Origin of the sequence: Pasteurella bettyae CCUG 2042 (assembly GCF_000262245.1) — a bacterium.
In the GTDB taxonomy this organism is placed as follows: domain Bacteria; phylum Pseudomonadota; class Gammaproteobacteria; order Enterobacterales; family Pasteurellaceae; genus Basfia; species Basfia bettyae.
This window is the reverse complement of record NZ_AJSX01000041.1, coordinates 22,595-34,876: the sequence shown is the minus strand read 5'-3', so window position 1 is coordinate 34,876 and position 12,282 is coordinate 22,595. Positions and strand designations below refer to the sequence as shown.

The following is a 12,282-nucleotide window of genomic DNA, read 5'->3' as shown; positions in this document are numbered from 1 at the left end:
CTGTTAAGCAAAATATAGTTGAAGTAGAAAAAATACCGCAGTTAAGGTAAAATTACGCAGTTTTTATGTAAGTTTAACGAATCTGTTAGATCTCATTTTGTAAAATATAAAATATATTGAGTGAACTCTTTTCCACCTATAAGAAGGTATTTAATGTCAAACCAAAACCGCCAAATTCTTGTGACTTGTGCGTTACCTTACGCAAATGGTCCTATCCACTTAGGTCATATGCTTGAGCATATTCAAGCTGATATCTGGGTGCGTTTCCAACGTATGCGTGGGAATCAAATTTATTTTGTTTGTGCTGATGATGCACATGGTACCCCAATTATGTTGAAAGCTGATCAAATGGGTATCACACCAGAGCAATTAATTGCTGATGTAAAAGAAAAACATTATGCCGATTTTTCAGGCTTTAATATTAGCTTTGATAATTACCATTCAACACATAGTGAAGAAAATAAAGAACTCTCTGTATCTATTTATAAAAAATTGAAAGAGAATGGATTTATTAAAAGCCGTACTATTTCACAACTTTATGATCCAGAAAAAGGAATGTTCTTACCTGATCGTTTTGTAAAAGGTACTTGCCCAAAATGTGGTGCTCAAGATCAATATGGTGATAACTGTGAAGTTTGTTCTGCAACTTATAGTCCAACAGAATTATTAAATCCACATTCTGTGGTTTCTGGTGCGACACCCATTGTAAAAGAAAGTGAGCATTTTTTCTTTGATTTACCAAGTTTTGAATCCATGTTAAAAGATTGGATCCATTCAGGTTCATTGCAACAAGAAGTTGCAAATAAAATGAAGGAATGGTTTGAAGCAGGATTACAACAATGGGATATTTCTCGTGATGCACCTTATTTTGGTTTTGAGATCCCTGATGCTGAAGGTAAATATTTCTATGTTTGGTTAGATGCACCTATTGGCTATATGGCTTCTTTCAAAAATCTATGTAAACGTGAAAATATTGATTTTGATTGTTTCTGGAAAAAAGATAGTCAAGCAGAGCTTTATCATTTTATTGGTAAAGATATCATGTATTTCCATAGCTTATTTTGGCCTGCTATGTTAGAAGGTGCTAATTATCGTAAACCAACGAATATTTTTGTGCATGGTTACGTGACAGTAAATGGCGAGAAAATGTCAAAATCTCGAGGTACCTTTATCCAGGCTGCAACTTATCTCAAACATTTAGATCCTGAATGTTTACGTTACTATTATGCAGCGAAATTAAGTAATCGTATTGATGATTTAGATTTGAATCTCGATGATTTTGTACAGCGAGTAAATACAGATTTAGTAAATAAATTAGTGAACTTAGCTTCTCGTAATGCGAGCTTTATTCAAAAACGTTTTGAAGGTAAATTAGCTAATAAATTGGAAGATGAAACATTATTCAATGAGTTTGTGGCTCAATCGGAACCAATCGCAACTTACTATGAAAATCGTGAGTTTGGTAAAGCTATTCGTGAAATTATGGCATTAACGGATAAAGCGAATAAGTATGTTGATGATAAGGCTCCTTGGATTATTGCGAAAGAAGAAGCTCGAGAACAAGAACTTCATGAGGTCTGCTCAATGGGGATTCAAATGTTCCGTGTATTAATGGGATATTTAAAACCTGTTTTACCTAAATTAGCTGAGCGTTCAGAAGCTTTCTTACAATCTGAATTAACTTGGGATAGCTTAAGTGCCCCATTATTAGCTCATAATATCGCGCCATTTAAAGCATTATTTAGTCGTTTAGATCCTAAGCAAATTGAAGAGATGATCGAGTCTTCTAAACAAGAAAATGCACAACTGAATACACAGGCTAAAAAAGAGGAAAAAATTTCGGAAAATCCAACCGCACTTTCAACTAATTTTGAGCCTGTAGAGCCTGAAATTAGCATTGATGATTTTGCTAAGATCGATTTACGTGTCGCAAAAGTAATTAAATGTGAAGCTGTGCCAGAAAGTAAAAAATTATTGAAATTCCAATTAGACTTAGGCTTTGAAACCCGTCAGGTATTCTCTGGAATTAAAGCTGCATATAATAAACCTGAAGAACTAGAAGGCCGTTTTGTTATTATGGTAGCGAATTTAGCACCACGTAAAATGAAATTTGGTATGTCTGAGGGGATGATTTTGTCAGCAGGTACTGGTGGTGAAGATTTATATCTACTTGATGTTGATTCAGGTGTCCAACCAGGGAGCCGAGTGGGATAATAATCTATCTTATTGAAAATAAAAGCCAATATGTGAATATTGGCTTTTTTTGTGGCTATTTTTATTTCTATCAAAACCGCACTAACTAAAAGTGCGGTCCGTTTTAAAAAAATTCTTGGCTTATGCAGCAAATGGATCCACAAGAACCATAGTTTCAACACGGTCTGGACCCGTTGAAAGAATTGCAACAGGTACGCCAGTAACTTCTTCAATACGTTTAATATAGTTACGGCAGTTTACTGGAAGTTTTTCGACATCAGTTACACGGAAAGTGTTTTCTTTCCAACCTGGCATAGATTCATAAATAGGTTCAACGCCTTCCCAATCTTTCGCTGCTAATGGTGCATAATCCACGACTTTGCCATTTGGAAGTTTGTAACCTACACAGATTTTTACTTCGTCAAAACCATCTAATACATCTAATTTAGTCATACAGAAGCCAGTAATACTATTTACTTCGATTGCACGACGAATAGCCACTGCATCAAACCAGCCGCAACGACGAGGACGACCAGTAACAGCACCAAATTCATTACCTTTACGTGCAATTTCTTGACCAACTTCATCAAATAATTCAGTTGTAAATGGGCCACCGCCTACACGAGTACAGTATGCTTTGATAATACCTAATACATAGTCAATATTACGAGGTCCTAAACCTGAGCCTGTTGCTACCCCACCAGCAGTGGTATTTGAGCTTGTCACGTAAGGGTAAGTACCATGATCAATATCTAACATAGCACCTTGTGCGCCTTCAAATAAAATATTGTCACCGTTTTGACGAGCAGTATTTAAGATAACGCCAATATCTGCAACCATACCAGTAATGATATCAGCAATTGCCATGACATCATCATAGGTTTTTTGGAAGTCAATAGCTTCTACTTTATAGTAATTAACTAATTGGAAGTTATAATAATCTAAGATATTTTTAAGTTTCTCAGCAAATTGTGCCTTATCAAATAAGTCGCCTACACGTAAACCACGACGAGCCACTTTATCTTCATAAGCAGGGCCAATACCACGTCCCGTTGTCCCAATTGCTTTTTTACCTAATGCAGCTTCACGTGCATGATCCATAGCAACATGATAAGGCAGAATTAACGGGCAAGCTTCTGAAATTAATAGACGTTCACGAACTTTAATTCCACGACTTTCTAATTCTCCCATTTCTTGCATTAATGCGGCTGGAGAAAGCACTACACCATTACCAATTAAACAAGTCACATTATCACGTAAAATACCAGATGGAATTAAACGTAAAACTGTTTTTTCACCATTAATAATTAATGTATGACCAGCATTGTGACCACCTTGATAACGTACAACATATTTTGCACGATCGGTTAATAAGTCAACGATTTTGCCTTTACCTTCATCGCCCCATTGAGCGCCTAAGACAACAACACTTTTACCCATATATTTTCCGCCTTGTGAGAGGTAAGTTTTAACGAATTTTCGTGCTTAACTTTACTATTTTTCTACTAAAATCTCAATGTAAATTCAAGTAAAGTGAAAGATTAATCATAAAAATTAAATTTTTTTGATGAATTTTAAAATATTTTTAATTATTTCTATAAATAATAAAAAAGGGCGTTTAAAACGCCCTTGTATCTAAATAATTTTATTTTTTAGGTGCTTGCATAAAGCGGAAGAAGTCACTATCTGGTTTCAAAATCATCATGTTTTCTGAACCAGAGAAACTATTTTCATAGGCTTTCAAACTACGAATAAAACTATAGAATTGAGGTTCATTTGCAAATGCAGTGGAAAATAATTTTGCTGCATTGGCATCTCCTTCTCCTCGTAATTGTTCAGCTGTTTTATTGGCGTTAGCTAAAATTACTGTAACTTTACGGTCAACATCAGCTTGGATAAAGGCTGCTTTTTCTTTTCCTTGTGAACGATGTTGACGTGCTACCGCATCACGTTCTGCACGCATACGTTGATAAATAGATGAGGAAACTTCATCTGGCAAGTTAATTTGTTTTACACGTACATCAACCACTTCAATACCTAATTCTGCAGTACTATCTTGCCCGGTATTTAAAGCTTTTCGAGCGCCTTCCATTAATTCACCACGAGTACCAGAAACGATATCTTTTATCGTTCTTGTACCAATTTCAGAACGTAAACGGTCATTGACTTTGCGACGAAGTAGGTTAGCTGCTTGAGCATAGTCTGCACCCCCTGTAGATGTGTAGAAACGTCCAAAATCACTGATTTTCCATTTTACGTAAGAATCCACTAATAAGTCTTTTTTCTCCACCGTAACAAAGCGGTCGGCTTGACCATCTAAGGTTCTGATACGTGCATCTAAAGGCTTTAAGGTATCAATAAATGGAATTTTAAAATGCAGACCAGGATTATAGACCACGACTTTATGATCCGCGTCACGTTGTACTTTGCCAAAACGCAACATGATGCCTCGAGAACCTTCATTGACGATCACTATGCTTGAATAAAGAATCAGGGCAAGAATGATTAAAATTGGTAATAAAAATTTACGCATTAGTTAAATCTCCCTTGACGAGTATTGCTATTATTCGAACTTTCTGCTTGAGATTGTTGCACAGAATTTTGTGGAATTCTGACCGCACTTTGTGGCTGAGCCACAACAGTATTAGGTGAGCCTGTTGTCGTAGGTGCTTTAGCTTGCTCATGTTTATTACGTAGAATTTGATCCATTGGTAATACATTAAGATTATTGCCATTACTATCAAGCATGATTTTTGGGGTTTTTGCCATAATTTGTTCCATGGACTGAATATACAGACGTTCACGAAGAAGATCAGGTGCGGCTTTAAATTCAGGTAATAGACGTTGTAAACGTTCCACTTCACCTTGTGCATTTAATACAACTTTATCTTTATAAGCGGTGGCTTCTTCTACAATACGTTGGGCATCACCACGAGCAATAGGCTCTTGCTCACGAGCATAGGCTTCCGCCTCACGAATATAGCGTTGTTCATCTTCTTGAGCTTTGATAGCATCATCAAAGGCATCTTTGACATCTTCAGGTGGGCGTGCAGATTGGAAGTTTACATCAATTACTTCGACCCCCATATCATAAGGTTGAATCACTTCATTAAGTGCTTTCCACGTTTGTTCTCTGACAACTGCACGACCTGTTGTGAGAATATCATCCATGGTCATATGACCAATAACATAACGTAATGCACTATCAGTAGCTTGGTTTAAACTGTCATCGGCATTTGTAACACTAAATAGATATTTAGCTGGATCTTGCACACGATATTGTACAGTCATCTCTACTTTAACCATATTTTCGTCTTGTGTAAGCATAGCGCCTTGAGTTTTTAATTCTTTCACTTGCTCTACATTAACTGGGATAACATTATCAATAAAGGTTGGTTTCCAGTTTAAACCTGGTTGTACGATACTATGTAATTGACCAAAGCGTGTAACTACACCACGTTCTGCTTCTTTTATGGTATATAAGCCACTTAAGCCCCATATTGCAATGGCTAATGCTATACCAATGGGAGCAAGTTTTCCCATATTTTGATTGGAAAGTGATGAGTTATGGTGACCATTACCACCACCTAATTTTTTGAGTAGGTTATTAAATACTTCCTCTAAATCAGGGGGAGATTGCTCAGTATTATTTGGCTTATTAGACCAGCCTTGTTTATTATCATCATTATTATTTGATGTATTATTTTCTGGCTGTTTCTGGCTACCTTGCCCAGGCTTTGCCCAAGGATCTTGATCGTTAAGTGACATTGTGTTCTCCATTTTGTCAAAATATTGTTACAGTCTAAACAAAAATGATGCTTAAGTCTAACTAAACTCAAGCATTATTGATGATTTTGCTTTAACAAAAATAAGTATATATCATCAAGATTAAGATTAGGCGAATAAAATAAAATTTATAAAATTTTGACCGCACTTTTTTATTCATTCATAATGTTTCAAATTTATTAATTGTAAGGTTGATATAGGACAATGTCAGAAGAACAAGAATCAAGAGAACTAACGATAATTAAATTAAGTTTACCCGTCGTATTATTGCTTTTAATTGAGATTTATACGGTGCTTTTACCACCTCAAATAAACGCTATTCCTCATTTTAATATTGCTGTATTAATGGCCCAATTTATTTGTGTATTAGTCTTTCTTAACGGTCGTATTTGTAATGGACAACGAGGGCGCTTGATTCGTGCCGTAAGCTATTTTGCTTTTTACTGGGGAAGTGTATGGATATTAGGTTTATTTGCAAAGCCATATTCAGTTAATATTCTCTTACAGTTTATTGCTGGAGGATTGATGTTAATTATTATGTTAAAGCAATCCTTGGAACCTAACCCTCAAATTTTTAGATTAAAACTAGCTGCCTTGATAGGACTATCCGCTCTTATTGCATTTTTCAGCTTATTAACAAACATTTCATGTTTAGAATTACTGCAATATAATCTATTTTCACAACTTTTGGTTGGTGTTATTTTGGCAAATATTGTACTCGTGGTTTCTCGTAATCGGTTACAAGGTTTTATTGCATTGTTGCCTTTAATTATCACTGTATTGTTAGTGTTTAATGCTTTATGGAGCCTTGCTGTATTGATATATTCACTGTTATCAACAGGCGTAAATTTAGCTAATCCGTTTGCCCTTATTTTATATTTTCTATTACATTTATTAATAGCTGGCATTTTGGCATTTCATATTTACCATAAGCAAAAACTTTCCTACTATGTTCTAATATTTTTATTATTTCTTACAGCGACTTTCCCTTTATGGGCAAAGTTTACTTATATTGAATAATCTTAACTTATTGACTTTAAAAATAAAAACGTACCTAAAAAGGTACGTTTTTTGTTTCTTATTATGTGCTTAATCTTTGAATTGTTCCATAAATTCTTGGGCTTTTTCAACCATTTCTTTAGAACCAATAAATAATGGAATACGTTGATGTAATTCAGTCGGTAGAATATCTAAAATGCGACGATAGCCATCACTTGCAATCCCACCCGCTTGCTCGGTTAAGAAAGCAATTGGATTTCCTTCATAAAGTAAACGTAATTTGCCCTTTGGATAGTTAGTTGCACTAGGATAAATATAAATCCCACCTTTTAATAAATTACGATGGAAGTCGGCTACTAATGAACCAATATAGCGTGAGGTGTAAGGACGATTAGAGGCGGGATCTTCTTCTTGGCAATATTTAATATATTTTTTAACTCCCGTAGGAAATTTTAAATATTGACCTTCATTAATAGAGTAGATTTTACCTGTTTTTGGCATTTGCATATTTTCATGAGATAAGCAAAAAGTCCCTAGTGATGGGTCATAAGTGAAACCATTAACGCCATTACCTGTGGTATAAACTAACATAGTAGAAGAACCGTAGACCACGTAACCCGCTGCAACTTGTTTATTCCCTGGTTGGGTAAAGTCTTCTAATGTGACAGGTGTACCTACTGGTGTTACTCGACGATAAATAGAGAAAATTGTACCAACAGATACATTCACATCAATATTAGATGAACCATCTAATGGATCCGTCAAGATTACATATCTTGCATTGCGACCACGTTCAGTATCAAATACGACAATTTCTTCCTCTTCTTCAGAAGCAAAACCTGCGACTTCTTCACGTGAGATTAATGCTTGTTTCATTGCATTATGAGCAAATAAATCAAGCTTCATTTGATGTTCGCCTTGAACGTTATCGACACCGGATAAACCTAGAATATTATTGGTTAATCCAGCCCGATTAATATCTCGATGGATAATTTTCGCAACAAGTCGGATTGATGAAAGAATGCCAGATAATGCACCTTTTGCATTAGGATATTCCGCTTGTTTGTCGACAATAAATTCATCTAGTGTTTTCATAATATCATTTACCTATGTTAGATAATAAAAAGTAGTAGTTTTAGTATAACAAATTTGAATAAAATGTTTTTTGCTAATGCCTATTAATTCTATCGTCAATACTAAGCGTTTACTCAATAAGTGACTTGGATTATTATAGGAACTTAATTGTGCACTAGGTATAACAGAATTTTAACAATGTGATCTAATACACAAATTTATTTAGATATATTAAAGCATAAAAGAGATAACTAATAATGAAACATATTCATATTCTTGGCGTCTGTGGTACATTTATGGGTGGCTTAGCAATTATTGCAAAACAAATGGGTTACCATGTGACGGGTTCTGATACCAATGTTTATCCTCCAATGTCCAGTTTTTTAGAAAAAAGTGGTATTACCATTATCCCACATTTTGATGTATCACAATTACAGCCTGCTCCAGACATGGTGATCATTGGAAATGCGATGAAACGTGGGAATCCTTGTGTGGAATATGTATTAGAGAATCAACTTCCCTATATGTCTGGACCGCAGTGGCTACATGATCACCTATTACATAATCGTTGGGTTTTTGCTGTTTCGGGCACTCATGGTAAAACCACTACTACAGGTATGTTGACTTGGATTCTTGAACAAAACGGCTTAAATCCTAATTTCTTGGTGGGCGGAATTGCAGGTAATTTTGGTGTGTCATCTCGTTTTACGGATAGCCAATATTTTGTGATTGAAGCTGATGAATATGATACGGCATTTTTTGATAAACGTTCTAAATTTGTTCATTACAATCCGAAAACCTTAATTATTAATAATATTGGCTTTGATCATGCTGATATTTTTGATGATCTCAAAGCGATTCAACGTCAATTTCATCATATGATTCGTACGATTCCTCAAAGTGGTCGAATCTTGTCGGTTGCGAGTGAAGCGAGTGTTAAAGAGACTCTTGATATGGGTTGCTGGTGTGAACAGCAATTTTTGGGTAAAGATCAAGAATGGGATGCAACCCGCATTACTCATGATTGCACTCAATTTGCAGTATTTCATAAAGGTGAAAAAGTAGCTGAAGTACATTGGAATATTGTTGGTCAGCATAATATGCATAATGCGGTAATGGCAATTGCTGCGGCTCATCATGCAGGTGTGGCTATTGCAGATTCGGCTAAAGCATTATCTACTTTTGTTAATGCAAAACGTCGTTTAGAAGTTAAAGGTGAAGTCAATGGTATAACGGTATACGATGACTTTGCCCATCATCCAACTGAAATTCAAGCAACATTAACCGCACTTCGTGATAAGGTTGGCGGTGGTGTACGTATTTTGGCAGTGCTTGAACCTCGTTCAAATACCATGAAAATGGGCGTACATAAAGAGGAAATTGCTCCTGCTTTAGTTCGCGCGGATCATGTGTTTATTCTTCAGCCAGATAATATTCCTTGGGATGTGGTTGAAATTACTAATAAATGTGTTCAACCAGCAACTTGGACTGCGGACTTGGATAAACTAGTTGATTCTATTGTAAAAGAAGCTCAACCAACAGATCATATTTTAGTTATGTCCAATGGAAGTTTTGGTGGAATTCATCAAAAAATCTTAGATAAGTTAGCAAATAAATAATAATCTCTTAATAAAAATAAAAAATCTTTTAAATTTTATAGATTTTATTTGACAAATAATGGGCAAATCGCTATTTGTATGGGAAACACAACATTATTAACTTTTAAGAGGATATAACCTATGGCTAACCTTTCTGTGGCTAAATTTGGAGGCACAAGTGTTGCAAACCATGCAGCAATGACTGCTTGTGCAAAAATCATTATTGCCGATCCTAACACTCGTGTAGTTGTTCTTTCTGCATCAGCAGGAGTCACCAATTTATTAGTGGCACTCGCAGCAGGTTGCGATAGCACTGAACGTGCTAAATTGATTGGCGAAGTTCGTCAAATTCAAGAAAATATTTTAAATGAATTAAAGGATAGTAGTACTGTACGACTTGAGGTAGAGGCATTATTAACAAATATTGAGTATTTAGCCGAAGCTGCAAGTTTAGCTAATTCGACAGCGTTAACTGATGAGCTGATTAGCCATGGAGAAATGATGTCGACCAAAATATTTGTGCAAATTTTGCGTGAATTAAATGCACAAGCTACTTGGGTTGATGTACGAACTATCGTTGCCACAAATAGCCATTTTGGTAAGGCTGTTCCTAATGATGAGCAGACTCAAAAAAATAGTGATAACATATTAAAACCACTCATTGATCGTGGTGAACTTGTGATTACACAAGGCTTTATTGGTCGTGATGCAAATGGTAAAACCACTACATTAGGCCGAGGCGGATCCGATTATTCAGCTGCATTAATTGCTGAAGTACTAAATGCAAAAGATGTATTAATTTGGACTGATGTGGCAGGCATTTATACGACAGATCCGCGAATTGTGCCAAATGCACAACGTATTGATACCATGAGTTTTGCTGAAGCGGCAGAAATGGCAACTTTTGGAGCAAAAGTATTACATCCTGCTACGTTATTACCTGCGGTACGTAGCAATATTCCTGTATATGTTGGTTCAAGTAAAGCGCCTCAAGAGGGGGGAACTTGGGTGACTCGTGATCCTCAACCTCGCCCGACCTTCCGTGCTATAGCATTACGTCGAGATCAAACTTTATTAACCTTATCTAGCTTAAATATGCTCCATGCTCAAGGGTTCTTAGCTAACGTATTCAGTATCTTAGCAAAACATAAGATCTCAGTAGATACGATTACTACGTCAGAAGTGAGCATTGCTTTAACTTTGGATAAAACAGGCTCAGCTTCTTCAGGTACGGAATTATTATCGGGTGATTTACTGAATGAATTAAGCGAGGTCTGTACAGTAAAAGTGGATACAGGATTAGCATTGGTAGCATTAATTGGTAATGACTTACATTTATCTGCTGGTATTGCAAAACGTATTTTTGATACCTTAGAGGAATACAATATTCGTATGATTAGCTATGGTGCAAGCACTAATAATGTTTGTACTTTAGTACATAGTGCATATGCTGATGATGTAGTTCGTTTATTACATAAAGCTTTGTTTGAAGCGTAATTAACTTTATTTTTGATAAGAAAAGTGCGGTATAAATTTGAGAGATTTTTACCGCACTTTTTATATGTAGAACATTAATAGCCGTTAGTTATAAGCTTGTTCTAATTTTAAATGCGCCGCTAGATTGGCTTCTTCTAAAACAGTATTTAATGTATCGCCTGTCGAGGCTGCCAGTGCGGCTGCGAGAGTGCCTTCTACCAGTGGAGCATAGCTAATTACTACTTTTTCAGTAATTGTTGGTTCTAGTAGTTCTAAAGCAGTTTGAGCACTGAGAATAGCACTACCAAGATCGACTAAAACCACAACGCCATCCTCTGAAAAAACAGCTTCAATAGCATTCATAATTTTCACCGCATCTGTACCAATAGGGTTTTCAGTATCATCAATTCCTGCGGCAACTGCAATTTTACAGCCATCTCTCACTATTTGGTTAGCTAGTTCTGCAACGCCTTCACCTAATTTTGCACTATGTGAAACAATAACGAGGTTAACCATTAATTACTCCTATTTTACCGCTTGATATAATGCTTCAAGCATGTACATTGTAGAAGTTGCACCAGGATCCTGATAGCCTACACTACGTTCAGCTAAATAGCTTGCTCGACCTTTTTTAGCAACTAATGGAATGGTGGCTTCAAGTGATATTTTGGCTTTTTTAACCGCACTTTCAAGCAATGTACACAGAGGTTGATGAAGATCAGCTTGTTCTAATTCATCTAAAACCGGTAGCCATACATCGCACATGGTTTTGTCACCTAATTTAGCATGTCCTCGAGAAACAATACCTTCTACACCATTTTTTAACATTTGTACTAACTCTTCACTAGAAATGTCCTGTTTACCATCTATGCTTTGGGAGGCTTTTAGAAAAAATGTGCCATATAAAGGCCCACTGGCTCCACCGACTTGAGACAGTAATGTCATGCCAACGGTTTTTAGAATTGTGCTAATATCTTTATCAACTAATGTAGGAAACTTTTCAGCGACTTTACTGAAGCCTCTTTGCATATTGAGTCCATGATCACCATCGCCAATGCTTGTATCTAATTGGGTAAGATAATCTCGTTGTTCAGTAAAACATTGATGACAATTTTCAAGCCATTGTAATATCTGTTTTTGAGTTAAAGCCATGTTA

The 12,282-nt window shown here is 35.9% G+C and carries 10 protein-coding genes; 4 read left to right on the top strand and 6 right to left on the bottom strand.

The window, feature by feature from the left end; genetic code table 11:
* Positions 1-153 precede the first annotated feature (153 nt).
* Positions 154-2,214, top strand: a complete 2,061-nt coding sequence (gene metG, locus HMPREF1052_RS09040; RefSeq protein WP_005761424.1) for a methionine--tRNA ligase — start codon at positions 154-156, stop codon at positions 2,212-2,214.
* A 120-nt stretch (positions 2,215-2,334) separates the two neighbouring features.
* Here metG and purA read toward each other — a convergent pair whose 3' ends face one another.
* The 3 genes from purA to hflK all read right to left on the bottom strand — a co-directional run bounded on the left by purA (position 2,335) and on the right by hflK (position 5,973).
* Positions 2,335-3,633, bottom strand: a complete 1,299-nt coding sequence (purA, locus tag HMPREF1052_RS09035; protein ID WP_005761610.1) for an adenylosuccinate synthase — start codon at positions 3,631-3,633, stop codon at positions 2,335-2,337.
* A 205-nt stretch (positions 3,634-3,838) separates the two neighbouring features.
* Positions 3,839-4,726 carry a protease modulator HflC gene (gene hflC / locus HMPREF1052_RS09030; protein ID WP_005761458.1) on the bottom strand — a complete coding sequence of 296 codons (888 nt, stop codon included), beginning with the start codon at positions 4,724-4,726 and terminating at the stop codon, positions 3,839-3,841.
* Positions 4,726-5,973, bottom strand: coding sequence for an FtsH protease activity modulator HflK (gene hflK / locus HMPREF1052_RS09025; RefSeq protein WP_115172917.1), 1,248 nt, complete (start codon positions 5,971-5,973; stop codon positions 4,726-4,728). The genes hflC and hflK overlap by 1 nt, the downstream gene beginning before the upstream one ends.
* Positions 5,974-6,183: 210 nt before the next feature.
* Between hflK and HMPREF1052_RS09020 the strand changes: the two genes are divergently transcribed.
* Positions 6,184-6,999 (top strand): hypothetical protein, encoded by an 816-nt coding sequence (locus tag HMPREF1052_RS09020; RefSeq protein ID WP_005761527.1) that lies wholly within the window; start codon positions 6,184-6,186, stop codon positions 6,997-6,999.
* Between the two features lie 69 nt (positions 7,000-7,068).
* On the opposite strand, the gene fbp is transcribed toward HMPREF1052_RS09020, so the two are convergent.
* Entirely contained in the window at positions 7,069-8,073 is a 1,005-nt protein-coding gene (fbp, locus tag HMPREF1052_RS09015) for a class 1 fructose-bisphosphatase (protein WP_005761595.1), read from the bottom strand.
* A 236-nt stretch (positions 8,074-8,309) separates the two neighbouring features.
* On the opposite strand from fbp, the gene mpl reads away from it, so the two are divergent.
* Positions 8,310-9,671 (top strand): UDP-N-acetylmuramate:L-alanyl-gamma-D-glutamyl-meso-diaminopimelate ligase, encoded by a 1,362-nt coding sequence (mpl, locus tag HMPREF1052_RS09010; protein ID WP_005761496.1) that lies wholly within the window; start codon positions 8,310-8,312, stop codon positions 9,669-9,671.
* Between the two features lie 120 nt (positions 9,672-9,791).
* Positions 9,792-11,147: a lysine-sensitive aspartokinase 3 gene (gene lysC, locus HMPREF1052_RS09005; RefSeq protein WP_005761567.1), complete on the top strand. Its 1,356-nt coding sequence runs from the start codon at positions 9,792-9,794 to the stop codon at positions 11,145-11,147.
* 84 nt (positions 11,148-11,231) lie between these two features.
* On the opposite strand, the gene dhaM is transcribed toward lysC, so the two are convergent.
* Both dhaM and dhaL read right to left on the bottom strand, forming a co-directional pair.
* Entirely contained in the window at positions 11,232-11,642 is a 411-nt protein-coding gene (gene dhaM, locus HMPREF1052_RS09000; RefSeq protein ID WP_005761428.1) for a dihydroxyacetone kinase phosphoryl donor subunit DhaM, read from the bottom strand.
* Between the two features lie 9 nt (positions 11,643-11,651).
* Complete coding sequence (gene dhaL, locus HMPREF1052_RS08995; protein WP_005761478.1) at positions 11,652-12,278, bottom strand: dihydroxyacetone kinase subunit DhaL; 627 nt, start codon at positions 12,276-12,278, stop codon at positions 11,652-11,654.
* Between the last annotated feature and the right edge of the window lie 4 nt (positions 12,279-12,282).